This is a genomic window from Streptococcus sp. NPS 308 (assembly GCF_002355895.1).
GTDB lineage: Bacteria > Bacillota > Bacilli > Lactobacillales > Streptococcaceae > Streptococcus.
The window spans coordinates 16,366-40,890 of record NZ_AP017652.1 but is presented as its reverse complement, the minus strand read 5'-3'; the positions used below and the strand labels follow the sequence as shown (position 1 = coordinate 40,890).

The 24,525-nt window shown below is 41.1% G+C and carries 29 protein-coding genes, 3 tRNA genes, 2 rRNA genes, 1 other RNA gene and 1 pseudogene; 4 read left to right on the top strand and 32 right to left on the bottom strand.

Going from position 1 to position 24,525, the window contains the following annotated elements:
- Positions 1-550: 550 nt before the first annotated feature.
- The 21 genes from SNAG_RS00255 to SNAG_RS00150 all read right to left on the bottom strand — a co-directional run bounded on the left by SNAG_RS00255 (position 551) and on the right by SNAG_RS00150 (position 13,766).
- Positions 551-621 (bottom strand) — tRNA-Trp (locus tag SNAG_RS00255).
- A 147-nt stretch (positions 622-768) separates the two neighbouring features.
- The gene (locus tag SNAG_RS00250) at positions 769-1,095 is read right to left on the bottom strand and encodes a DUF1492 domain-containing protein (protein ID WP_231906644.1); all 327 of its coding nucleotides are present in this window, start codon (positions 1,093-1,095) and stop codon (positions 769-771) included.
- Positions 1,096-1,198: 103 nt separating this feature from the next.
- Positions 1,199-1,435: a helix-turn-helix domain-containing protein gene (locus SNAG_RS00245; RefSeq protein ID WP_231906643.1), complete on the bottom strand. Its 237-nt coding sequence runs from the start codon at positions 1,433-1,435 to the stop codon at positions 1,199-1,201.
- Complete coding sequence (locus tag SNAG_RS00240; RefSeq protein WP_096405698.1) at positions 1,422-1,670, bottom strand: hypothetical protein; 249 nt, start codon at positions 1,668-1,670, stop codon at positions 1,422-1,424. Before SNAG_RS00240 ends, SNAG_RS00245 begins: the two co-directional genes overlap by 14 nt.
- Positions 1,667-2,056: a YopX family protein gene (locus SNAG_RS00235; RefSeq protein WP_096405696.1), complete on the bottom strand. Its 390-nt coding sequence runs from the start codon at positions 2,054-2,056 to the stop codon at positions 1,667-1,669. The genes SNAG_RS00240 and SNAG_RS00235 overlap by 4 nt, the downstream gene beginning before the upstream one ends.
- On the bottom strand, positions 2,053-2,544 hold the full coding sequence (locus tag SNAG_RS00230; RefSeq protein WP_096405695.1) for a MazG-like family protein: 492 nt from the start codon (positions 2,542-2,544) through the stop codon (positions 2,053-2,055). Before SNAG_RS00230 ends, SNAG_RS00235 begins: the two co-directional genes overlap by 4 nt.
- Complete coding sequence (locus tag SNAG_RS00225; protein ID WP_096405693.1) at positions 2,541-2,801, bottom strand: DUF1372 family protein; 261 nt, start codon at positions 2,799-2,801, stop codon at positions 2,541-2,543. Before SNAG_RS00225 ends, SNAG_RS00230 begins: the two co-directional genes overlap by 4 nt.
- A gap of 1 nt (position 2,802) precedes the next feature.
- Positions 2,803-3,141, bottom strand: coding sequence for a hypothetical protein (locus tag SNAG_RS00220; protein ID WP_096405692.1), 339 nt, complete (start codon positions 3,139-3,141; stop codon positions 2,803-2,805).
- A 164-nt stretch (positions 3,142-3,305) separates the two neighbouring features.
- The gene (locus tag SNAG_RS00215) at positions 3,306-3,824 is read right to left on the bottom strand and encodes a DUF1642 domain-containing protein (protein WP_231906642.1); all 519 of its coding nucleotides are present in this window, start codon (positions 3,822-3,824) and stop codon (positions 3,306-3,308) included.
- 12 nt (positions 3,825-3,836) lie between these two features.
- Positions 3,837-4,361 carry a hypothetical protein gene (locus SNAG_RS00210; protein WP_096405690.1) on the bottom strand — a complete coding sequence of 175 codons (525 nt, stop codon included), beginning with the start codon at positions 4,359-4,361 and terminating at the stop codon, positions 3,837-3,839.
- Positions 4,358-5,047, bottom strand: a complete 690-nt coding sequence (locus tag SNAG_RS00205) for a DUF1642 domain-containing protein (RefSeq protein WP_096405689.1) — start codon at positions 5,045-5,047, stop codon at positions 4,358-4,360. Before SNAG_RS00205 ends, SNAG_RS00210 begins: the two co-directional genes overlap by 4 nt.
- Positions 5,040-5,228, bottom strand: a complete 189-nt coding sequence (locus tag SNAG_RS00200; protein WP_096405687.1) for a hypothetical protein — start codon at positions 5,226-5,228, stop codon at positions 5,040-5,042. Before SNAG_RS00200 ends, SNAG_RS00205 begins: the two co-directional genes overlap by 8 nt.
- Before the next feature lie 3 nt (positions 5,229-5,231).
- Positions 5,232-5,399: a hypothetical protein gene (locus tag SNAG_RS00195; RefSeq protein ID WP_443031039.1), complete on the bottom strand. Its 168-nt coding sequence runs from the start codon at positions 5,397-5,399 to the stop codon at positions 5,232-5,234.
- Positions 5,400-5,443: 44 nt separating this feature from the next.
- Positions 5,444-5,845 carry a RusA family crossover junction endodeoxyribonuclease gene (locus SNAG_RS00190; protein WP_096405683.1) on the bottom strand — a complete coding sequence of 134 codons (402 nt, stop codon included), beginning with the start codon at positions 5,843-5,845 and terminating at the stop codon, positions 5,444-5,446.
- Positions 5,846-6,076: 231 nt separating this feature from the next.
- The gene (locus SNAG_RS00185) at positions 6,077-8,362 is read right to left on the bottom strand and encodes an AAA family ATPase (RefSeq protein ID WP_096405682.1); all 2,286 of its coding nucleotides are present in this window, start codon (positions 8,360-8,362) and stop codon (positions 6,077-6,079) included.
- Positions 8,363-8,377: 15 nt separating this feature from the next.
- A complete protein-coding gene (locus tag SNAG_RS00180; RefSeq protein ID WP_096405680.1) occupies positions 8,378-9,961 on the bottom strand; it encodes a DEAD/DEAH box helicase in 1,584 nt (527 codons plus the stop codon).
- A gap of 10 nt (positions 9,962-9,971) precedes the next feature.
- The gene (locus SNAG_RS00175; protein WP_096405678.1) at positions 9,972-10,523 is read right to left on the bottom strand and encodes a hypothetical protein; all 552 of its coding nucleotides are present in this window, start codon (positions 10,521-10,523) and stop codon (positions 9,972-9,974) included.
- Positions 10,524-10,586: 63 nt separating this feature from the next.
- Positions 10,587-11,714 (bottom strand): ATP-binding protein, encoded by a 1,128-nt coding sequence (locus SNAG_RS00170; protein WP_096405677.1) that lies wholly within the window; start codon positions 11,712-11,714, stop codon positions 10,587-10,589.
- A 3-nt stretch (positions 11,715-11,717) separates the two neighbouring features.
- Complete coding sequence (locus SNAG_RS00165; protein ID WP_096405675.1) at positions 11,718-12,998, bottom strand: AAA family ATPase; 1,281 nt, start codon at positions 12,996-12,998, stop codon at positions 11,718-11,720.
- Positions 12,999-13,012: 14 nt separating this feature from the next.
- A complete protein-coding gene (locus SNAG_RS00160; protein ID WP_096405673.1) occupies positions 13,013-13,312 on the bottom strand; it encodes a hypothetical protein in 300 nt (99 codons plus the stop codon).
- A 181-nt stretch (positions 13,313-13,493) separates the two neighbouring features.
- Entirely contained in the window at positions 13,494-13,766 is a 273-nt protein-coding gene (locus SNAG_RS00150) for a hypothetical protein (protein ID WP_054380428.1), read from the bottom strand.
- Between the two features lie 348 nt (positions 13,767-14,114).
- Between SNAG_RS00150 and SNAG_RS00140 the strand changes: the two genes are divergently transcribed.
- On the top strand, positions 14,115-14,762 hold the full coding sequence (locus SNAG_RS00140; protein ID WP_096405670.1) for a hypothetical protein: 648 nt from the start codon (positions 14,115-14,117) through the stop codon (positions 14,760-14,762).
- On the opposite strand, the gene SNAG_RS09790 is transcribed toward SNAG_RS00140, so the two are convergent.
- Entirely contained in the window at positions 14,716-14,868 is a 153-nt protein-coding gene (locus tag SNAG_RS09790; RefSeq protein ID WP_172842362.1) for a hypothetical protein, read from the bottom strand. The two genes, SNAG_RS00140 and SNAG_RS09790, sit on opposite strands and share 47 nt — an antisense overlap.
- Before the next feature lie 54 nt (positions 14,869-14,922).
- Entirely contained in the window at positions 14,923-15,135 is a 213-nt protein-coding gene (locus tag SNAG_RS00135) for a helix-turn-helix domain-containing protein (protein WP_096405668.1), read from the bottom strand.
- A gap of 160 nt (positions 15,136-15,295) precedes the next feature.
- Here SNAG_RS00135 and SNAG_RS00130 point away from each other — a divergent pair, with 160 nt between their 5' ends.
- The 3 genes from SNAG_RS00130 (at position 15,296) to SNAG_RS00120 (ending at position 17,791) form a co-directional block, all read left to right on the top strand.
- On the top strand, positions 15,296-16,033 hold the full coding sequence (locus SNAG_RS00130) for a helix-turn-helix domain-containing protein (RefSeq protein ID WP_096405666.1): 738 nt from the start codon (positions 15,296-15,298) through the stop codon (positions 16,031-16,033).
- 25 nt (positions 16,034-16,058) lie between these two features.
- Entirely contained in the window at positions 16,059-16,523 is a 465-nt protein-coding gene (locus tag SNAG_RS00125) for a hypothetical protein (protein ID WP_096405665.1), read from the top strand.
- 125 nt (positions 16,524-16,648) lie between these two features.
- Positions 16,649-17,791 carry a tyrosine-type recombinase/integrase gene (locus SNAG_RS00120; RefSeq protein WP_096405663.1) on the top strand — a complete coding sequence of 381 codons (1,143 nt, stop codon included), beginning with the start codon at positions 16,649-16,651 and terminating at the stop codon, positions 17,789-17,791.
- A 77-nt stretch (positions 17,792-17,868) separates the two neighbouring features.
- Here SNAG_RS00120 and ffs read toward each other — a convergent pair.
- From ffs to SNAG_RS00080, 9 genes and pseudogenes are all read right to left on the bottom strand, one after another.
- Positions 17,869-17,967: signal recognition particle sRNA small type (ffs, locus tag SNAG_RS00115), an RNA gene on the bottom strand.
- 32 nt (positions 17,968-17,999) lie between these two features.
- The gene (gene tadA, locus SNAG_RS00110; protein WP_096405661.1) at positions 18,000-18,467 is read right to left on the bottom strand and encodes a tRNA adenosine(34) deaminase TadA; all 468 of its coding nucleotides are present in this window, start codon (positions 18,465-18,467) and stop codon (positions 18,000-18,002) included.
- A gap of 201 nt (positions 18,468-18,668) precedes the next feature.
- On the bottom strand, positions 18,669-19,955 hold the full coding sequence (locus tag SNAG_RS00105) for an adenylosuccinate synthase (protein ID WP_096408773.1): 1,287 nt from the start codon (positions 19,953-19,955) through the stop codon (positions 18,669-18,671).
- A gap of 245 nt (positions 19,956-20,200) precedes the next feature.
- Positions 20,201-20,434, bottom strand: a complete 234-nt coding sequence (comW, locus tag SNAG_RS09850; RefSeq protein WP_096405660.1) for a sigma(X)-activator ComW — start codon at positions 20,432-20,434, stop codon at positions 20,201-20,203.
- 341 nt (positions 20,435-20,775) lie between these two features.
- Positions 20,776-20,936, bottom strand: a pseudogene (locus SNAG_RS10015) (transposase); the annotation flags it as partial.
- 197 nt (positions 20,937-21,133) lie between these two features.
- Positions 21,134-21,207: transfer RNA gene (locus tag SNAG_RS00095), tRNA-Asn, on the bottom strand.
- Between the two features lie 5 nt (positions 21,208-21,212).
- A 5S ribosomal RNA gene (gene rrf, locus SNAG_RS00090) occupies positions 21,213-21,328 on the bottom strand.
- Between the two features lie 76 nt (positions 21,329-21,404).
- Positions 21,405-24,307 (bottom strand): 23S ribosomal RNA (locus tag SNAG_RS00085).
- Positions 24,308-24,431: 124 nt separating this feature from the next.
- Positions 24,432-24,504 (bottom strand) — tRNA-Ala (locus SNAG_RS00080).
- Positions 24,505-24,525 lie beyond the last annotated feature (21 nt).

Here is a 24,525-nt window from a genome sequence, read left to right as displayed (position 1 = left end):
CTTTACTCTCATCCTTGCGAGACTTGAGCAGGCAATCTAATTGCCGAAGTACACTTTCGTTTATGACGGGCGATGACTTTTGCTTTTTTGAGTTTTTTTCTATTTTGAATAGCATTAAATATAAAAATCATCTTTTATCTATCACAGACACGCATCGCCATGTGTTTCATTCTCTTTTGAAGAACAAAATGCACAGCGCCTGCTTGTTATCGATTGTTTTGCGGACAATCGACTCACCTTACATACTTTTGGGAGGCACCCAATTTTTGTAAGATATGGTATTAAGCTCTTGTTGCACCTCGAACCAAATACCTATTTCCTCTTATAGACTCGTCTCACAGCCAAACTGCCACATTTGCATTTCCTCAGCACCTTGCCGTTGGAATCTTTCTGCTTTAACTTCGTCCACCTATTCCAAAACTGAAATAGTTAAGATTAAATTGCTTAGATCGACCATTGCTGGCAGGAAGTTTGATAGATTTAAAAACATCCTTTTCCTGAGTTACCACAGATTATCTAGGCTAAGCCCTAAAAAATGCAAGACCTCTCACAGACTTTGCAGGAATCGAACCCGCGATAACAGTTTTGGAGACTGTTGTGTTACCACTACACTAAAAATCTAAAAAATAACGACATCAAGGATTGAACCCAAAAAGATAAAGAGGAAATCACCAGCTTATATCCCTGATGTCGTTACGAAAAGTTAAAGGAGTCATCAGTCCGCTTTACCGTACTTGCTGACAATACCATAATAGCACTTTAAAACTATCATTTACTATCGTTACTATCAAACATTTTAGAGAGTTTAACCAAGGACTTATCCCTAGCCCGCTGGATAGTAGCTGGACTGCAATTCAACCTTCTTTGTATTTGCGACCAAGGCAGACCATCTATGTACAGCAATCGCATTACGATGTTCTCAATCGGCTCCTCTAACTCTTCAATCGCTCTGACAAGTTCCTCTTGCTCCTTGTATTCCCTCTCGATTTCCTGATAGAGTTCAGTAATACGATCAATAGCCTTGATGTTCATTTCTTCGGTGCGATTATCATTGTTCTGAGATTTCGGCATACTGTCAAAAACCTGACCTTTCATAATACCAGACCTTAGATTGATGATTTCGCAATGTAAAGATTGTATTTTAACATTCTTAAATTTTAGTTTTTTAAGTTCTTTCTCAATAGCTCTCTGCACCCTATCACCCCTCTCCGATAAAAACATTCAAAGGAAGATTGAAATAAGTCGCTACATCTTCAACATTGTACAGATCAGGAGCGGATTTTAAATTCTCCCAATTTGAGATTGTTGCGATTGAATAGCCTAGTTTACTTCCTAATTCCTTCAAAGTAACCTTGTTAACAATCCTCTTTTGTTTTAGCATGAAAGCGAATAATTCACACTGTTTTTTTGTTAAAGGTTTATCATAATCCATCATCTTCCTCTTCCTGAGTTAAAATAGCTACAAGCTTTTCGTATGTTGGCTCGATTACATACAAGAACTTATCAGCAGTTAGTTGATCCTTTAGATGTTCTATCATCTCATCACTTACAAATACTTTACTAAGATAAATATCGTGTTTCAAAACACCTTGGATACAATCAATGTTAATTGTAATAGGTTCTTTCATCTCGCCATATTTTAAGGGCACTAGTTGAACAAATTTTGTCATTCTTTCTCCTCCAAAAGCTCAGGATTTTCATAGATATTGCCAATGATTTCCTCGTGTTCAGTCCACGCATATCCTTCTCTCAAACCTTTTAGATATATAGCAGGCATTCCGCCTATGAATGTGCCACCGTATTCTTTTTCTAAATATACTTCATGGAGACATCCTCTTGTACATTTCACGATGTCACCGACGAACACTTCCTTGCCATTTTTGTCAAACAATCCTGTTGATTGCATGAGAATCAATTCTGACTTTTCGACAGGGATAAGAAGTTTGTGATCTGATCTTGGTTTTTCCATGTTGCAAATCAAGCCGTTATCTGTGATAAAAAAATGTTCTACGAATTTCTTTTTTTCGTTATCCCACACTCTAAATCTTGGTATCATCCCAAATCCTCCTCTTTAACGAAAGTTCCGTCAATCCAGCGACCTTTACGGTCTTTGATTTCGTTGTATGCCATTTTAAAGCAGGCGACAAAATTATAGCCAAGTTCATAGCTGATTGATTTCAGATAACCAATGCAACGTACTAGATTATGCCGACATAATTCCTTGCTAGCAAATCCTTGTGATAGTTGAAACTCACTAATATTTGCATTAAGTGAGATGAAGCTTTCCATTGCATCTTTTCTCTTGATATTATCAGATTCTTTGAAAATCTGATTCACATCTTCCTTGATGAGCAAGGCCAGCCCGACAATCACAACTGCACAGTCTCCGATACTATCCTTGGTCAGTTGTTCATTCTTCTTGAGATAGCCAGCGCATAGCTCACCAAACTCCTCACTCAGTTTTAATGACTGCTTGTCCAGCCGTCCACCATTTTCAAGGTCGCGGTCTATAAACCATTGCTTTACATTTTGTAGTGTGTTCATATTCTCACCTCATCCCCAACTTTCACTTTCTCGTACACTTCCTTCGTAACCGCGAACACACCGTAGTCACGAATCGTAATCGTGTATAACTTGCCGTGTCGCCCTTTTTCGACGACCTTGCCGAATATCTCAGCGCCTGCGTTATCCGCTTTGTAGACAACCATCGGGCGCTTTTCTTCTAATTTCTTAATCTGGATACTCTGCCAAATATTTAATCCAGCAGACAATAAAATCCAGATTGCGATAAATCGTTTCATTTTACCACCTCACATATAAATATTTTGTTTCAACGTCTTTTTCTAAAATACAATCCCTTAACGATTTCAAAACATCTAATGCATCATTGACCGTTCCCCATTTATTTTCGGGCTCATACTGCACATACTTTTCAGGGTGACATTCTAACTCAGATATACCACGTTTAATATTTTCAAAAATATCAGCAACATTGTAAATTATGCCTTGGTAAAAGTCCCAATCCATAGCCTCCCTAAACATTCTTCCAAGATTGTAGGTTGGAGAACTATATTTAGGTTCGGCAATACAAATATAATCTCCGTTTTCCATTTTCGCTAAGATTTCCAAATCATAACCCATCACTCCACCTCTTTTTCTACTGTAATTGTAAATCCGTAATCATTTATGTTTAAGGGCAAAACTGCCCCTGTTTTTGATTCGTTTTTTAGCAAATCCAATACAATTTCTAAAACTTGCTTACCTAAAATCAATTGTGTCTCTAAAATAGTGTGCAAATGATTCCATCACTCCACCTCCTCAATCTCAATCCCTGGACAATCGAACACCCAGCCGAAGCCAGCTTCTTCTAATTCTTTGCGGGTGTGGTGTTTTCTAAAAAATTCATATTCTTGTTCTCCGCCAACAAACCAAGTCTTATCATTATCATATTGATGAAATTTCAAAAAAATATAATTAGGATTAAGTCCTTTAAACTTCACCAAATACCGATTTTCTTTTTCTAGTATATATCCGTGCAACCAAGCATGAGCGAAGATGTTTTGTCGGTTTAGCTTATCTTCGCAAAGCCATGATAGTACTTTATCCGAAGCGTTCGCTAGTGCATACTGCAAAGTCTTATGCCATCCTTTATTGTAAGAAACCCAATCCGCAACAAAACGTGGAATCCTGACTTTTTCAGGTTCGTTTAGTTGTTCCACAAGTTTTAGAACCTCCTCTCTCTCGATATAATCTTTTACACCAAATATAAATAACTTTTTAATTTGTTTAATCAATTCCTGTTTAATCAATTCCTGTTTATTCATCTTCTTATCCTTTTATTTCATCTCCATATCACAAAATTCAATTTGTTTTTCTAAAATCCCGTTACATACGTAAATACTTTGAAAGTTAGGACTGTTTTTAACTTCCATTGTTTCGTCAAAAAATCTCATTCTGCCTTTTGGTATAAGTAGCTCAAAATTATTCTTTTTAAATAGCTCATATCTTGATTTACTGTCAAAAAGCCCGTTATTGTTCATAATCATAGCGAACGGCAAGCCTAACTCATACAATTTCAAAAAGACTTTATCTCGTTTACTGAAAGGCGGGTTGCTTACGATACACTCAGCCCCCTCTGGTACTTGCTCATAGCAGAAGAAATCTTGACCTGTTTCAATATGTCCGAAAGTTACTTTTTTTCCGAGTTGTTGTAACGTTTTGACAAATTCGCTGTGCTCTTTATCAAACGGGCACCAAATATGATTGAACCTTTCTATATAAGGTAAAATGATTTCTACTGCATATTTAGGCGTGTAATATTCGTCGCTTTTGCTTGTTTTAATTTGTTGACTAAAGCTCATTCTTGCACCTCCTGAACTTCCACACCCTCACAATCGAATATCCAACTCATACCATTTTCTTCTAGATCAGTTTTAGTGTGATATTCTGAATAGAATACTCCATCATAGCTAGAGAAAATATAATCCTCATCTTCAGTGTGATAGTACAACTTTTGTCCACTTGATTTCAGAGTTACAATGTATTTCCTCTCTTTCTCGACCTCGTAGCCGTCCAGCCATGCTCGAGCGAAGGTTTCTTGGTGACCTAAGCTTTCGACAATCCAACGATAAACACTTTTGTTTATTGCTCCTTCAGAACGATATAGTGCGTGAGCTAAAGTAATTTTCTTGACTTTACAATACTCAATCCAATCCGCCACAAACTGCGGGATTGTGACTTTTTCACGTTCAACCATACCCTCAAACTTGCCTTGCTCATAGCCTTCACGCCATTTTGCATGACTAAATTCCTGCTCAAATTCACCCATGATAGCCTTTAGCCAAACTTCACGATTATGCAATGGCAATTCTCGCAATCGTGCTAGTACGTTCTTTACATAGCGTGGCGCTTCGTCTGCGTGACCTGCTTCTGGTTCGTCTAGTTTAGAAATAAGTTCTATTACCGCGTCTATCTCAATATATTCTGCTTTGTTGCCAAAAATATTTTTTAAGCCTTCTATCCGTTCAATCAATTCCTGATTATTCATCTTCCAGCTCCTTCAACTGTTCTTTCATTTTCTTAAGTTTTTTCTTCAAAAATTCGCGATGAGCAGTACGACCTTGTGCCACTCGTTTATCGCATGGTTTCGAATACCCCTCGATTTCCTGCTCTGTGATTTCGATTGAATGCTTTAGTCCTTCAATTATTGTTTGTTTGCTGTATTTCATGGTTTATCCTGCCTGTTTCTCAAGCCAGTTAAAGAGTAGACTGAACTGCTCTGTCACTAGCTCATCATCATTGTATTGTTTGCAAACCTCTCCGATTGACGTCACCACCCAAAGCCAATAAGCGTCCGAGCCAAATCCGACCTCTTGGCTTTTCTGGTTGCTGCGCGCCATCCACTCCGGAATGACCCTGCTAAAGAAATCTATGTAGTCAATCTTCATGGCAATTCCTCAATCTTGATATAGATCCCGACAGTGTCTGCCCAGAACTTCTCGACAATCTCGCTGGCCACTTGTGCATCATCTTGCCAGTAGCCAAGTTTTGTCATGCAGTCCTTGAGTAGCTTCTGCAGATTGTCTGTATCTGGCTTTGTGATCTTGTACTGGCCATCGTAGCTTCTTTTGATACGAGGAAAGCACCACTTGACTGTCAGTCGAATTGCTCCTTTAATTTTATCCGGAGGCACATGCTGGGCAAGCAAGCTTTCGAATTTTGCTCTGGCATTTTTCAACTCCTCTGGCTCATAAAAGATCGGCTTACCAAATTGTACGTTTACCTTTTTTTGCTGGTGGGTCGTCGTTGGAATTTTTTGCATTGGTAAAAAGAATTCAATAGACATTTTTAAAAATGCACTTCCTTTCTTTTTTAAATTTCGCTTTTAGTCCATGGCCCTTGTATATGACAGGGTGCGTTTTAGGCAACCCTGTCTATACAGGTATGGACATGATGGACGACAGGACATTATCTATATATATAATATATAGTTGTCTGTCCAAGACACGACCACGTTTTTATGGTCTTGTCTGTCCTTTTTAAGACAAAGACACAACCATAAATTTATGGTGCTGTCTTATTCGGACACGACCACGTTTTTATGGTCTTGTCCTTTTTCTTTTATCGAATTTGAGTTCTTGTCGAACCAATATTTTTTAGATGAATTCAATCTGCGAGTAACTGTTTTTATAGACACTCCTAAATACTCAGCTACATCTTCTTTTGAGGGTGGTTCGCCGAAGTTCGCGTTTTCGATTGCTTCGTCAAACTCTATCAGTTTTTGCTTTTTGTCTTCCTTTGCGTTCTTTTTGCGAGTTTCTTTAGCTTTCATCCACCCCGGTTTATCATCGTCCAATTGGATATCCGCCAGCACGCCCGTCTCATCAAGCGCATGCACTGGATAGCTGAACCACATGTTGACTGGCTTAAATTTGGCAAACTCTCGAAGCGTGCCTTCGACACGCCATGCAGTTGCTATCTGGATCTTTTTGCGAGCTTCTTCGAGCTTATCCACGAATGGAGCACGTTCCATCACGTCCGGAATCCCTTTCTCAAAGTGCGTTCTCATCTGCGCAGGACTCAAGAGATCATCTAGTCCGACATTCTGTTGGTAATAAGCGTTATTTCGTTCTTGTAAAGCCTGCTTGTAAACCTCGCACGCTGCTTGATTCAGTCTTTGAGTAAGCAATTCTTCGGACACTTCCAGCTCTACTAAGTCGATAAGCGCGTCAGGATCCCGAGCGAATACACCCGAACCACTAGCACGGTCCATGGACTTCTTGCCACCTTGACTCCCCTTTGAGTGGTGATGGCAGTAGATAACGCTAGAGCCTAACTCTGTAGCTACCTTATCGAATTGATTGGTAAAGTGCGCCATTTGGTCTGCGCTGTTCTCGTCACCAGTAAGTACCTTGTAAATCGGGTCAATGATAACTGCGATATAATTTTTCTTCAAAGCTCGACGGATTAACTTAGGCGCCAGCTTGTCCATCGGTACGGTCTTGCCGCGTAGATTCCAGATATCTATGTTACTGATATTCTGTGGTGGTAATCCCATGGCTTGATAAACATCGCGGAATCGATGCAGGGCAGACGGACGGTCTAGCTCCAGATTGACATAGAGGACACGCCCTTGCGTACAATCCCAACCGAGCCACTTCTTCCCCTCTGCAATTGCGATTGACATCTCAATCAAAGCGAATGACTTACCAGCCTTAGATGGTCCAGCAATTAGCATCTTGTGACCTTGTCGAAGAACGCCCTTAATCAACTCAGGAGCCAATTCTGGTAAATTATCCCAACTGTCGGCCAATCCTTCAGGATCAGGTAAATCATCGTTCAAATCTTCAATGTATTGATACCATTCATCCCAATCAGTCTTACCGATATTGGTATCTACCAAGAATTGCTTCTGTCCATTACGTATGAACCCAGGCATACGAGATAGTCTACTTGGATTTCGATTCTGTGTATCGACGATAATGCCGTTCTTTTGACAGATTTTATAAAGATAATCAACCCGGTTACGGTATTCTTCGTAATTCTTGGCATCTACTTTGACGATGGCATGTAGCGACTTATTTCCGCTATGAACCAAGGCAACAATCGGTAATTCAAGTTCTTTGTAGATGGCATTTTGCTTATCGATTGGCATACTGTCGGATTCAACCAGGGCATATCTGAAATCTGTCACGTTTTCGTTCTTGGCACCCTTGCCATCCACGGGATTGAAGCGAACCCATGCGCCAGCTTCTTCGTGATAGTCACCAAGGACAGCTCCAATATCTCCATTACATTCTTGTAAGAGCTGAATCAACTCACCAGCTGTACGGTCGTAAGCTCCCTTGGTTGGCAGCCATTTGACAATCTCGCCAGTTTCGTCGTCAGTCTTTGGATAGCATTTGGTCACATAACCTACATTTTCACCAGCTTCAAAAAGTGTTTCAAGGTATTTGATGATTTCTTGCACCGGATTCCAAATTGTCGGCTCATGAATCTCCTTACCTTCAATCCAGTCTTTATCAATGACACGATAATCACGGTCTATTGTATCGGTCCAGCCTAACTCATGAGCGTTATCGCTATCGTAGCTGGATTGCGACACCCAGCCATTTTCTTTTGCTAGCTGGGTAATCGTGGCACCTGTTACAATAGTTCCTGCTTCTTCGTTGAAGGTATCCCATTTCTTGAAGCATTCAAATTTCTTGTACCGGCTATCGTTTTGTGACCAGTTATCCCAGTCAGATGCTGTATATCCTTCATGTTTTAAGGCCATGCCCACATTCACCCAAGTCTGGTAATCTACCGTGGCAGGATTGATATAATCCAGCAACGGCAATAAGTTAAAATCATTCTCTGCCACTGTTTTCTCCTTTTTTTAATTTGGCACATATTCAGCTGGTCGCACGCCTGCAGGCAATCTCCATCCGTTTGCTGCAATGCGATCAATCATATTTTTGGCATTATCAAATTGCCACATTCCGACATCTTTGAATCCACGACCTTCCAAAAATCGAATCTGTTTTGGTGTCGTCAAGCCTTCTGATTGTCGCTTGTGCAATCTGTCCAACAAGAGATTAGCTTTTCCAGCGTTGCCTATTTCGTCGGTAAAGATACCGTATTTCTCAAGTGCTTTGATTTGCTTGTCGCTAGCAGGCGCCATTTCCCATCCAAAATTAGGCACGTAGTTCGACAAGTCTTCTGCGTGGATAGACATTTCAAATTGCAATGGATCCACTAGCTTGCGTTTGCGCTTGCGCATCTCTTCCAATTGTTTGGCCAACGCCTCTTCACGCTGTGCGACGACGTCCTCGGTTGCCTTGACTTCCATATCCTCAAGGTCAAGCATGACACCTGTTTGCTCTTCCATATTCTCAACCATTTTCTGAGCGACTTCTGGAGTTTCACAGATAAGGTGAGCTGGCCGACAGAGTTCGTGGCGTTCAGTATGCCATAGGAAGTCTAGCAAAAGTAGTTCTTCCTTCCCTGGATACAAGCGAGTCCCACGCCCTACCATTTGAGAATAGAGCGCTCGCACCTTGGTAGGTCTTAGCACGACTACGCAGTCTACTGACGGGCAGTCCCAGCCTTCTGTGAGAAGCATAGAGTTACAAAGCACGTTGTAACGGTCTTTCTCAAAATCTTCTAAGATTTCTGCACGGTCCTTGGACTCTCCATTGACTTCAGCAGCACGAAATCCTTTTGCGTTTAGGATATCGCGAAACTTCTGCGAGGTCTTTACCAAAGGCAAGAATACGACTGTCTTGCGGTCTGCACATTGCTTGGCCATTTCGTCAGCTATCTGCTCCAAGTATGGATCCAGTGCTGTTCCGACGTCGCTCGCCTTGAAATCACCTGCTGACATGCTGACATTTGATAAATCCAAGCTGAGCGGAATTGTCAGGGCTTTGATTTTAGATAAGTATCCTTCTTGGATAGCTTGAACCAGCGAATACTCATAAGCTAAGCTGTCGAAGTAAGAGCCGAGGTTCTTCATATCTCCACGGTCTGGTGTAGCAGTTACTCCTAGTACATTTGACTGTTCAAAATAACCAAGGACACGCTGATAACCGTCCGAAATAGCGTGATGGGCTTCGTCAACTACAATCGTATCGAACCAACCAGGAGGAAATTGACTAAGTCGTTTCTCTCTCTGCATCGTCTGAACAGAACCAACTACAACACGATACCATGAACCGATAGAGGTATTCTCAGCTTTTTCTAAGGCCGTGCCGAGTCCTGTCGCAGTCTTGAGCTTGTCGCTAGCCTGCTCTAAAAGCTCTGACCTATGAGCAAGGACAAGCACACGCTTGCCCTCTTTCACTTGGTCTTCAATGATTTTGGAAAACACAATCGTCTTTCCGCATCCTGTTGGCAATACTAAGAGAGTGCGCTTGCGACCTTTAGCCCATTCAGCTTGAACAGCTTCCCGTGCTTCCTGTTGATAAGGTCTTAATTGCATCCCTTACCTCCTAAAATTGACCGGCTTGGTATCCAGCTTGTCCTTGTGGTTGTTGCGAAAAATTCGGCTGCGGTTGTTGGTAGCTTGCTTGTGTAGCTTGTCCTGGTTGTTGATTTAATACTTTTGTATAATCCACATCTTCAGGATAGAGCATAGACTTAACTTCGTTATAATTATTTTCCTTGTACTGTCGGGTTCCGACTTTACATACACCAGTTGCACCGATGATGGTGTTCCAGTTCATGCGAAGCGGTTCGCCTTTTTTCTTCTGACCGATTGCAGCAAAGAAAGCAGATAGCATACCTTCAGTTGAGCTGTGTAAGAATAGATTGTGGCGCAGTTCTGTTTCACCTTCGTTTGCCACGATTTGGAGGCTGACGATAGCCTTGTTACACGCCGGCAATTTTCCGGGATTTTGCGGATTTGGCGTGTGGCGTGTGCGTTCCATACCAATTACTGTAAAGTGATATAAACCGTCAGGTAGTAGGACGTATTCCGAGTCTTTTTCAATAGTGTCTTCCCATCCAATTTCACGTTCAAAGTTGTTATATTGTTGTGTCATATTATTTTCCTCTAGTTTCTAAAATTTTTGTTATATTTCGCTATGATTTCTAATTCCCAAAATCTACATCGTGAAGGGCAGTTCAGGGTCTGCTCGTACTTGATTTTGAATGACTTCCATAGTAGCCTGCCAGTGTGCCACAATCATATCCCAATAATCAGGCGGGAAGTTTTCGATTGGCGTTCCTAGCGGGAAGTGCCCACGGATGTAAGCGACTTTTTGAAGTTCTTCTTCTGTCACGTTATTTTGAGACATGAGGTCCGTCAAACTCTTGGGCAAGCTTGCATGATATTGCGCAGGTGATGTCGATGGCGTGCTAGAAGCTTCATTTTGAGGCTTTTCAGCCACCTGTGACATATCGAGAGGCAATTCTTCTTGAACTTGCTCAGGAGCTTGCTGTGTGGTCTGCTGAGGCGCTGAAGCAACTGCCTGAAGTTGTTCAACTTGTGGTTGTGACGCTTGTACTTGTTGGCTAGCAAAGATATGAGCGATTCCAGCATAGTTTAACGGCATTTCATCTGGCAAACCGTGACGATTTTTGGCATCCCAAGCCGGTCGATGATTGGTATACATCACGCGCTCGCCACCTTGCGCCTTCTTCTTGCCGCTGTCAGTCGTCATGACTAAGGTTTTGTAGTTGGCAAATAGAACCATGTCAGCCCATTCTTTGACAAGCGGTGCCGTCTTAGAACCTGTCTTTTGGCCAAGCTTCAATTCGTATCGGTCGTAAGAACCCATCTCGTCTGGTTGTTCAAATTTCTTGATTTGAGCGTGCGCAGTCAATACCACGTTGATACCCATATCAACTAGGTCAGATAAGACATTCAAGAAACGCCCCATTTCTTCTTGGACATAGGTATAACCCTTGCCCCACCCAAAATCTTCAATACCTTGCTTTCTGTGTTGCGAGCATACGTGAGTCACTGCTAATTGCTCTGCCCAGTCAACCGTATCAACAATGAGTGTTTTACACTCTGTTGGGTTTGCCTTGATAAAAGCAATCTCATTGACTAACATGGTCCAGCTTGTTGGCTTGTCGAGTCGAGCAACATCCATGTTGTCTGTCGAACCTTCTGTGTCGATAAAGACGGGGTATGGGAATTGACTAGCAAAGCTAGATTTTCCAATTCCTTCCGGTCCGTAGATAACTACCTTTTGAGCTCGCGCCCGTTTTCCTCTTGTGATTTGCATGTTTTAAAATCCTCCTTGCCATGTTTTAGGTGCTTGTGCCATCTCTGGCTTCACGCTATACCCGTCTTCGATCAGGATGCTACATTCGTCTCCTGTTGATACCCGTGTCGCGATTGCTTGCAAACCTTCTTGTTCAAGCCATGCTCCAAATTCTTGCAAAGTCTGCTGATCCATTTGCTCCAGCTTATCAATTAAGACAAACCCACACTCTGGCTTCAATTTGCGCACGATTGCAGTCGCCACTTGCAGTTGTTGACTACCAGACATGTTATCCCAGCGCTGGCCAAGATAGAGCAGTTCGCCATCATCCACGGACAAACCAGGTAACGGCAAGTCTGCATTGGTGAGCAAGTCTGTCTTCTGTTTGCGGATGTCTGCAATCACATTATCAAGTTCCTTGTATTGCTCGCGATAACCCTTGGCATCTTCTTCTGCTTTATCCTTGTCCAGATTAGCTCGAACTTTACGATTGATTTCGTCAATCTCTGCAATGTTCTGTTCGATTTCTTCAGTTGATTCATCGAGAAGGTCCATGGCATCTGTATTCGCGATAGCCAAGTATTGAGCTAACTGACTTTCTTTTTCTTTGGCATCGGCCAGCAATTGCTCCAGACGTTCAACTTCTGCAGTTGCTGAAGCATGTTGATTTTGGATAACTGCCAAGTTCTGGCGCTTGCGGGCATTCTCGCCATTCTTGGCAAGGATAGCTTGTTGTTGTTGGATAAGTTCAGCGATAGAGACTAATTCTTTCGGTGCATCTGGATAGTACGGCTGTTCTTTAGCGAACTTCTCCTTTTGGTCAGCAATCACACCGATTGCGTGGCGCTCATCATATTTGGTTTTCTCCTGCATTTCCAGTTCAGACAATTGCGGACCAACTCCGATGATTTGAAGTAAGGTCTTCGCTTTCTCTTTGCTGGTCTGCTCCATGAATTTGGGCAAGTTGATAGCCAACTCTTCCACAAAACTATCCAGCAAGTTTTGACCAGCCTTGTTACCGCTCGGGTCAATCACTTTGAGAGTGCTATTCTTTCCGCTGCGTTCTACAATCAATCCGTTTGATAATGTGATTTTTAAACTAGGCGGAATTGTACTGCCTTCTCTCTGAGCTTGGCTAGGCTTGTACTTGTTACCACCCAACGCCCAAGCAATCGCGTCCAGTACGCTTGTTTTGCCTTGATTGTTGTTTCCACCGACGATTGTCAAACCAGTTGCTGACGGCTCTAATTTGACCGCTTTAACACGCTTGACATTTTCGATTTCTAGTTTGTTAATTTTTACCATTTGTTACTCCTTTTTTATTTCGGCGCAGGCAAGCCAACCAACTCAGGCTTCAATCCCTCTGGTCGCTCGTTGTCAAATGTGAAGCCTGGAAATGGTCTGCGGATGTTCTCGCGGATTTTTCTGCGTTCAGCTTCACGGCCCTTCGCAAAGGCTTCTTGACGTGCTCGGGTGATGTCTGCATCATGTTGCTGTTGCATTTTCTTTTCTTCGGCTTTCTTCAAGTCGATGTTGTGCGTGTGGATTCCTGCTCCGATAAATCCGATGAACAATGCGCCAACTCCCAAAAGCTGACTTGTTAATGACGGTTCAATCATTATACTTCTCCTTGTAAATTTCAATGATTTTATCTTGATCAGCAATTCGCTGATTTGCTTCTTGAAGTTTTCCTTGTGTCTCGATCAGCGCCTGGTTCAAATCCAAAGCGACCACTCTCCAGTTCAGATTGGTTTCTTCGACCTCTTCCGAAAAATAGTTTTTTAATTCTTGCTAGTAGGTTCATCCGACTGACCTCATTTTCTTGCTTTTCACCATTTCTTTTTTCCAAGCTTGAGTCCCGCGATATTGCAGATATTCGTCAAAACCTTTAATCGTGACAAGTTGGCCATCATTCCTAAGATGCTTCTGTTGGCTAGGTAGTTTCTTCATCTCGCGTCTCATGTCTCCCGCTTGTCGCTTTGAGCATCCAAAGATGTGTTCTAATTCTTCATCGTTGGCCGAAACCTTTTCGATGATCACATCTTTAATTCTTACAATTTCAACTGCTTCCATTTTTTCTCCTTTCGTGTTATAATCATGTTGAATAATTTTCTAAGTACCTGACTTATGTTAGGTGCTTTTTTATTCATTCATATACTGTTACTGTATAGACCGTCTTGCTTGTTCTATCACTAGAATGTACTGTTGACTTCTCTACCGTTATATCTGCTGTATTATTGGTCATTTTGAAGAACAAATGCAACAAACATTCTCGTAAAATTTTTAATTTTAAGGGAACGGAAAGAAATTGTTTGATTTCAAGTTCAATCTGACTAAGATTGTTTGATGATGTTATATCATTCATAGTATTCCTTTCTAAATTTGGTATAATAAAGATAATAAAATTCGCGGAGTATAATCATGACTGAAAAAATTTGTTTTATTGTAACTGCTATTGGTGAATCTGGTACACCTACTAGGGAAAGAGCTGACAATGTATATAAATACCTTATCGCTCCAGTTTGTGAAGAACTCGGTTATAAACCTGTACGTGTTGACCATGTAAATGCGGTAGATAACATCAACGCTACAATTATCAATTACCTTAAAACTGCTCCTATGGTTATAGCAGATATGACAGACCATAATCCCAATGCATTCTACGAGTTAGGTTTCAGACAGGCGCTTGAACTTCCACTAGTCCCAATCATAAGAGTAGGAGGAAATCTTCCTTTTGATGTTATGACGACTCGTACTGTATTCTATGATACAGACGTATCAAAAATAGAAGAATCAAAAATTGATCTTAAGGCTAAGATACAAAGTTTTGAAAACTTCGAAATGCCTGAAAGTCGCTTGGATAAAAGTCTTACATTAGAAGACCTTAACGATAATCTAAACAAGATACTTAATCTGTTAGAAAAGCAACAGTCTTATTCTCCTCTCATACATACGCATGATTTTAATTTAAGAACACCACAAATTGACTATCAGTCATTCGTCCAACAATCTCAAGATAGAATCACTCAGACTCAGAGCCTGCTATCATCCCTCGAAGATAAGAAATAAGTATTTCCTGCTGCTTTTGAATTTCAGCAATTTCTTCAATCTTCACGTTTATAAGTATAATTGTCCTCAAAACATCGTTGAGGGCATTTTTTTCAATTTCTTTCATGTTTGCTCCTTTCTATGTTGTTGTTTTCGCAACTTTAAGAGTAAAAAAATACTACTAGAAATCTTCCATCTTGACACCTAGTAGCTCTGCCAGCTTGCTTGCCTCTGAGAATGTAAAATCTCTGCCACGGTATCTGTTAAGCTTCATGCTCAACGTTGACTTATCCATATCCAATTTTTCAGCAATATCTTTCTGTCTCAATCCTTTTGAGACGATAATGCCTTTTAAATTGTGGTATGGCTTGTCCAGTACTAATGCACCTGCCATAGACATCTCCTTTCTTTTTTGTTGCGTTTTCGCAACCTTGGTGATTTTAGTATACACCTTTATTTTTTCGTTGTCAACAACTTTTTTTTATTTTTTTAAAAAAATTTGTGTTTTCGCAACTTTTATGATATTCTATTTATAGAAAAGGAGCAACAACATCATGATAGGAAACAGAATTAAAGAGCTCAGAAAGAGCCATAATCTAACCCTTGAGGAGTTAGCTGATACTCTTAACAAGAAATACCCTGACACTATCAATTTTAATAAGGGTAAAATTTCAAAATGGGAGAATAATAGAGAGGAACCTAGACTCTCATCTGTCAAAATCCTTGCTGATTTCTTTAATGTGCCATTAGATTATTTCAACGGTATTGATATTGATCAAGCTGAAATTCTAACTATCTTCAATCAACTAGACGAAGATCGTCAAGAAAAAGTAATCGACTACGCTACTGTTCTATTAAACGAGCAAATCAATATGAAGGCATCAACAGTTCTAGAGAAGTACAAGAACGATGACTACATTATAGACTATGTAGAGGGGTTGGTTGCAGCAGGGCATGGAACGTTTCAGGAAGATAATCTTCACATGGAAGTGAAGCTCAGAGCTGAAGATGTGCCAGAGAGCTATGATACAATAGCTAAAGTGGCAGGCGACAGCATGGAACCGCTCATCGAAGATAACGACTTATTGTTCATCAAGGTTACCAGTCAAGTAGATATCAACTCAATCGGTATCTTTCAAATTAATGGCAAAAACTTTGTCAAGAAACTGAAAAGGGATTATGATGGATCTTGGTATCTTCAAAGTTTAAATAGTGGATACGAGGAAATTCACTTGTCAGAGAATGACGACATCCGCACAATCGGAGAGGTTGTAGATATTTACAAGGTTTAGATAAAACAAATAAAGGAGAATATCCATGAAAAAAACACTAATAACATCAACTATTTTGCTTGCTGCTACTTTTACTCTAGCAGCTTGCTCTAGTAACCAATCTGCTACAAAAGGTAATTCTGAACAACCAAAAACAGAACAAACCGAGGCTAAGGAAACAAAGACAACCGAAAAACCTGCTTCTAAAAAAGCGACCAGTTTAAACGACTTCAAGAAAGCTTTAGAAGACAATGGATTTACCATTGAACATGAACAAGAAAAGTCATTTTCGTTAATTCAAGCAGAAGATGGCAAAGGATTTACTTTGCCAGACGGAAGCTCTGTGGAAGTGTATCAATATGAGAAAGGTAATCCATATTTTGCATCCATCAAGAAAGATAAAAAACTACTCGATCAACCTGTTACAATTTATGGAAACTTCGTTGTTATGATTGTCAATCCAACTGACTCAAAAGATAAGATTTTAGATAGTTTCAAAGGATTTGAATAAACAAAAAAAGCCCCACGCTCTGAAAGTTTGGCGACTCTGAGCGTGGAGTAGGATGTATAGAAAGATAGGCATTAAAAAGCCCTCTTTTCTATGTCTATTTTACCAAGAAATGAGGTGAAAATCAAATGTGGATGGAAGAACTTCCGAATGGAAAATATAAATTTTTTGAGCGATATAAAGATCCGTATACAGAGAAATTAAAAAAGGTGTCTGTCACGCTGGAGAAGAAAACTCCCCAGGCAAGAAATCAAGCTGCTATCTTGTTGCAAGAGAAAATAAATCAAAAATTAGGAGAAAAACAACATTTTGTTTCTGATATAACTTTTGAAAAACTATATGAGGAATTTGAGGAAAATTGGAAACACGGTGTTAAAAACTCAACCGTCTACGCTTCAAAGAATGTTAAAAAAGAGATTTTAAAGCAGATAGAGGGCGACTATTTAGTTAGAAACATTGATAGACGATTATTGCAAAAAGTGATAGATCAGCTATTACAAGATGGAAGGTCTCATAACTATGTTTCTAAAATCAAGTTCAAGCTTAATCAGATAATGAAATTCGCTGTCAGAATGAATTATATTGATACAAATGAAATGCTATTTGTTGAAATGCCTAGAAAGGTAATTACAACTGAAGATCTCAGAAAGAAAAATACAAAATACTTAGATCAGAAAGAGTTTAAGTTGTTCATCCAAAATTTAAAAGAAGAGGCCCTATGTGATTATCGAATTACAAAGTATATCCGAATAGCCAAAGTTCTTTTTCTTACTGGCATGCGATATGGAGAGCTGGCTGCCTTAAATTACAAGGAGGATATAGATTTTTCTAAAAAGACCATTCACATCAAGCATACATACGATTTCAGACAAAAAGAGAGAACTACACCAAAGACAATCAAGTCTGATAGGGTTATAACAGCACCTCAAAAAGTGTTAGACATCATCAAAGAGCAGATAATAGAGAATGCGACAAATGGATTTGATACAGATTTTATTTTTATAAATACTTTAGGAGAGCCAATAACAAATGCTCGGGTTATTGGTGCATTGAAAAGACATGGCCAGAAAATTGGCATAGATAAGAACATCACTACACATATGTTCAGACACTCTCATATATCCCTACTTGCTGAATTAGGTATCCCCTTGACTGCTATCATGGACAGAGTAGGGCATAGCGACTCAAAGACCACACTAGAGATTTATTCTCACGTTACCCAAAAAATGGTATCAGACATATCTAGCAAGTTAGACAAGATAAAATTTTAAATTGTGCCCCTCGTCTGCCCCTTTTTCTTATACAAGACAAACAAAAACCCCTTAAAGTGTTGATTTTAAAGGGTTTTTAAAGTGCACGAAAAAAGAGCACACAATTCACATCGCTTAGGGCTGCTGGATTCCTCCCCTGACCCGCTTCACGCAGAACTGTTGCTCCACTGTTTATTATACCACATTCCCCTCTATTTTTAAAGAGAAATTATTTTTTCCGTCGATTTCGGAAAAAGTCCTGCATAATCGCTGCACACTCACTCTCCAAAACTCCCGTTTCAACCTCTACACGATGATTGAGACGTTCATCTGTCAAAATATCGTACAAACTTCCAGCTGCACCAAATTTCTGATTCTTAGCCCCATAGACCACCTTTGGTATGCGAGCTAGCCCAATTGCCCCACTACACATAACACAGGGCTCAATGGTCACAAAAAGCGTACAATCGAGCAGACGCCAACTCTCTTCACTCGCATTCGCATTCTCTATAGCCATGATTTCTGCATGCATAACCGCCCGTTGCAACTCCTCGCGCGCATTATGCCCACGGCCAATGATTTCTCTATCCTTGACAATCACACAGCCAATTGGAATTTCATCGTGTTCTAGAGCAATTTCTGCCTCCTTCAAGGCCTCTCTCATGAATCTTTCTTTTTCTTCAACTGTATAATTCATCAATTCTTCCTTTTCCTACTTGTCGATTTTATTATTATATCATGATTCTCAACACAAAAAAAGCCACCGAATGCGGTGACTTTATAGGGAGATTATTATGAAAAAGAAAAGTTTAGGAAATTTGTTACAACAAGTTAGGAGGTCTTCTTGTAACTGTCTATAGTATATCCAACCTGTCTTAAACAAATCTTAAAAAATCTCCTATGACCAAACACTTTCTAAAATATTTGTCTGTTCACGACCAGGACCTACTGAGAATGTTGAAATACGAACACCCACCAATTCGCTAACACGACGAACATAGTTACGTGCATTTTCAGGAAGATCTTCCAAAGTACGTACTCCAGTGATATCTTCAGACCAACCAGGCAATTCCTCGTAGATTGGCTTGCAACGTTTCAATTGTTCGAGACTAGCTGGGTAGTAATCAATACGTTGACCATCAAGATCATAAGCCACACAGATTTTTACTGTATCCAAACCACTCAAAACGTCAATAGAGTTCAAAGAAAGATTTGTAATACCAGAAACACGACGGCTATGACGCATCACAACTGAGTCGAACCAACCCACACGACGTGGACGGCCAGTTGTTGTACCGTATTCATGACCTACTTCACGGATGCGATCTCCCACTTCATCAAACAATTCAGTTGGGAAAGGTCCGTCCCCTACACGACTCGTATAAGCTTTACACACACCGACAACCTTGTCAATCTTACTTGGACCAACACCAGAACCGATTGTCACACCACCAGCGACAGGGTTTGACGAAGTAACAAATGGATAAGTACCTTGGTCAATATCCAACATAACACCTTGCGCACCTTCAAAAAGCACACGTTTCCCATTATCAAGCGCATCGTTCAAGATAACAGATGTATCAGTTACATATTGCTTGATTTGTTGGCCATATTCATAGTACTCTTCAAAAATATCATCAATTGAAATAGGAGTACTGTCATATAATTTTTCAAACAGACGATTCTTTTCCGCAAGATTGCGTTCCAAGCGTTCACGGAAAATATCCTTATCCAAAAGATCTGCAATACGAATTCCAACACGAGCAGCTTTATCCATATAGGCTGGACCAATACCCTTGATAGTAGTCCCGATTTTATTGTCGCCCTTAGCTTCTTCTTGTAGACGGTCTAATTCAATATGATATGGCAAAATGACATGCGCACGGTCCGAAATGCGCAAATTATCTGTTGTCACACCTTCTTCATGAAGATAAGTTAACTCTTTCACAAGGGATTTTGGATTCACGACCATCCCATTCCCAATAACAGAGATTTTTTCAGGGAAAAAAATTCCAGATGGAATCAAGTGCAACTTAAATTTCTTGCCATCAATCACAATTGTGTGACCAGCATTATCACCACCTTGATAACGAGCAATTACTTCTGCATTAGCTGAAAGAAAATCTGTAATTTTCCCTTTACCTTCATCACCCCACTGGGTACCTACAACAACAACTGAAGTCATAATAAAATTCGTCTGAGCTACTAGGAGCTCGTCCTTTCTCATATACATGGCAGGAATTTCACCTGCAATTATATCTTACAATTTATTATAAGAAAAAAACACTATTTTATCAAGAAGAAACACTAGAAAAGATTTGGAATTTCTGTAAATTATAAAAATCAAATCCTTAAATTTTAAATAAAATCCTTAAATTTATAAATTAAATGTTCATTATTGTTCGTGATAAATGAAATATATGATCCTTACTAGTTTAGGACGGCACCTTCTTGAAGGAATTTATCAAGATACAAGCGATATGCCGTCTGAAAATGATATAAATTAAAGTCTTTAACGCTTGTAATTCTAAATCTTATCAAGTAATAAAGTAAAAAACGAAGATGAAGTGATTCCCACTCAGCACAACTCTGCCCTAAAGAAGCATATTCTTGTTCAACTAATTTCAAAAAAACAAATGCTCGATCATAAAAATTTTGAAGCATATAAAAAATCCCTTTCTTATTATTAACACTAGTCTAACAAAAAAAGGAACTAAAAAATCTTCAAATCCTATAAAAGTAGAATTTGAAGCCAAACGAACTAAAAATAAAATATAAAGACATTTATAGATGCAAAAATTAAGTTTTGAATTTTGAGAAGTTTACTTCATTTATAAAATCATAACCCCTCGTCTAAGGAGTGGTTTGCGCTAGGGAATATAAGCTCAAATTATCAGCCAGTACCTACAGACAATGACTTTCACGTTGTTATAGTCTCATTGCTCTTTACTTACCACTATCCCTGAAGGAATCCTCTCTACATATTCAAGGATCAGGTGACCCTATATAATCTCAATATCCTTATAATTTCACAAACCATGAAATAATACTCCTAGACTACTTCGATATGGATTATAGATAACTTTTCGTCAGTACTTAGGACTAAATACAATGTGATACTTACAGTGCCACTTTGTTTTTGATAACTATGAGCCTTTTGTACCATGGTTTCTCCTTTTACTCTACAATTTTTACTCTACAATCAGCTTGAAGACCTTTATTGTATAGCATTTGGATTTTTCTTGGCATAACAAACAACACACTCTCTCATAGCAGATAGTTTATTTATCTCACTCCGTTAGGTGAAACGGACTAATAGTAACATAAGAAAAAAGAACACCACCAGGTGTTCTTTTTATCTGACTCCGCCAGTAGGACTCGAACCTACGACATCATGATTAACAGTCATGCGCTACTACCAACTGAGCTATGGCGGATAAAAGCTAAGCGACTTCCATATCTCACAGGGGGCAACCCCCAACTACTTCCGGCGTTCTAGGGCTTAACTACTGTGTTCGGCATGGGTACAGGTGTATCTCCTAGGCTATCGTCACTTAACTCTGAGTAATACCTACTCAAAATTGAATATCTATCAAATCACAAGTAAACCTCACACTTCGTATCCTCAGTTACTTTGGATAAGTCCTCGAGCTATTAGTACTAGTCCGCTACATGTGTCGCCACACTTCCACTTCTAACCTATCTACCTGATCTTCTCTCAGGGCTCTTACTGATATAAAATCATGGGAAATCTCATCTTGAGGTGGGTTTCACACTTAGATGCTTTCAGCGTTTATCCCGTCCCTACATAGCTACCCAGCGATGCCTTTGGCAAGACAACTGGTACACCAGCGGTAAGTCCACTCTGGTCCTCTCGTACTAGGAGCAGATCCTCTCAAATTTCCTACGCCCGCGACGGATAGGGACCGAACTGTCTCACGACGTTCTGAACCCAGCTCGCGTGCCGCTTTAATGGGCGAACAGCCCAACCCTTGGGACCGACTACAGCCCCAGGATGCGACGAGCCGACATCGAGGTGCCAAACCTCCCCGTCGATGTGAACTCTTGGGGGAGATAAGCCTGTTATCCCCAGGGTAGCTTTTATCCGTTGAGCGATGGCCCTTCCATACGGAACCACCGGATCACTAAGCCCGACTTTCGTCCCTGCTCGAGTTGTAGCTCTCGCAGTCAAGCTCCCTTATACCTTTACACTCTGCGAATGATTTCCAACCATTCTGAGGGAACCTTTGGGCGCCTCCGTTACCTTTTAGGAGGCGACCGCCCCAGTCAAACTGCCCGTCAGACACTGTCTCCGATAGGGATAACCTATCCGGGTTAGAGTGGCCATAACACAAGGGTAGTATCCCAACATCGTCTCCTTCGAAACTGGCGTCCCGATCTCGTAGACTCCTACCTATCCTGTACATGTGGTACAGACACTCAATATCAAACTGCAGTAAAGCTCCATGGGGTCTTTCCGTCCTGTCGCGGGTAACCTGCATCTTCACAGGTACTAAAATTTCACCGAGTCTCTCGTTGAGACAGTGCCCAAATCATTACGCCTTTCGTGCGGGTCGGAACTTACCCGACAAGGAATTTCGCTACCTTAGGACCGTTATAGTTACGGCCGCCGTTTACTGGGGCTTCAATTCATACCTTCGGATTACTCCTAAGCACTCCTCTTAACCTTCCAGCACCGGGCAGGCGTCACCCCCTATACATCATCTTACGATTTAGCAGAGAGCTGTGTTTTTGATAAACAGTTGCTTGGGCCTATTCACTGCGGCTGACATAAAGTCAGCACCCCTTCTCCCGAAGTTACGGGGTCATTTTGCCGAGTTCCTTAACGAGAGTTCTCTCGCTCACCTGAGGCTACTCGCCTCGACTACCTGTGTCGGTTTGCGGTACGGGTAGAGTATGTTTAAACGCTAGAAGCTTTTCTTGGCAGTGTGACGTCACTAACTTCGCTACTAAACTTCGCTCCCCATCACAGCTCAATGTTACAGATATAAGCATTTGACTCATATCACACCTCACTGCTTAGACAGACACTTCCATTCGTCTGCTTTAGTTAGCCTACTGCGTCCCTCCATCACTACATACTCTAGTACAGGAATATCAACCTGTTGTCCATCGGATACACCTTTCGGTCTCTCCTTAGGTCCCGACTAACCCAGGGCGGACGAGCCTTCCCCTGGAAACCTTAGTCTTACGGTGGACAGGATTCTCACCTGTCTTTCGCTACTCATACCGGCATTCTCACTTCTATGCGTTCCAGCACTCCTCACGGTATACCTTCATCACACATAGAACGCTCTCCTACCATACCTATAAAGGTATCCACAGCTTCGGTAAATTGTTTTAGCCCCGGTACATTTTCGGCGCAGGGTCACTCGACTAGTGAGCTATTACGCACTCTTTGAATGAATAGCTGCTTCTAAGCTAACATCCTAGTTGTCTGTGCAACCCCACATCCTTTTCCACTTAACAATTATTTTGGGACCTTAGCTGGTGGTCTGGGCTGTTTCCCTTTCGACTACGGATCTTAGCACTCGCAGTCTGACTGCCGACCATAATTCTTTGGCATTCGGAGTTTATCTGAGATTGGTAATCCGGGATGGACCCCTCACCCAAACAGTGCTCTACCTCCAAGAATCTTTATGTCGACGCTAGCCCTAAAGCTATTTCGGAGAGAACCAGCTATCTCCAAGTTCGTTTGGAATTTCTCCGCTACCCACAAGTCATCCAAGCACTTTTCAACGTGCCCTGGTTCGGTCCTCCAGTGCGTCTTACCGCACCTTCAACCTGCTCATGGGTAGGTCACATGGTTTCGGGTCTACGACATGATACTAATGCGCCCTATTCAGACTCGGTTTCCCTGCGGCTCCGTCTCTTCAACTTAACCTCGCATCATATCGTAACTCGCCGGTTCATTCTACAAAAGGCACGCTCTCACCCATTAACGGGCTCGAACTTGTTGTAGGCACACGGTTTCAGGTTCTATTTCACTCCCCTCCCGGGGTGCTTTTCACCTTTCCCTCACGGTACTGGTTCACTATCGGTCACTAGGGAGTATTTAGGGTTGGGAGATGGTCCTCCCAGATTCCGACGGGATTTCACGTGTCCCGCCGTACTCAGGATACTGCTAGGTACAAAGACTATTTTAAATACGAGGCTATTACTCTCTTTGGCTGATCTTCCCAAATCATTCTTCTATAATCTTTGAGTCCACATCGCAGTCCTACAACCCCGAAGAGTAAACTCTTCGGTTTGCCCTCCTGCCGTTTCGCTCGCCGCTACTAAGGCAATCGCTTTTGCTTTCTCTTCCTGCAGCTACTTAGATGTTTCAGTTCACTGCGTCTTCCTCCTCATATCCTTAACAGATATGGGTAACAGGTAGTACCTGTTGGGTTCCCCCATTCGGAAATCCCTGGATCATCGCTTACTTACAGCTACCCAAGGCATATCGTCGTTTGTCACGTCCTTCTTCGGCTCCTAGTGCCAAGGCATCCACCGTGCGCCCTTATTAACTTAACCTTATTTTTTGACCTTTCAGTCATAAACTCTTATTAATACTACAGCGTTTTCGGTTTATTTTCTTGTTACTATTTGATATAGATATTCAATTTTCAATGTGCATTACTTGGTGATCTCTCACCAATGGAGCCTAGCGGGATCGAACCGCTGACCTCCTGCGTGCAAAGCAGGCGCTCTCCCAGCTGAGCTAAGGCCCCACAAGACCTCTCAAGACTAAA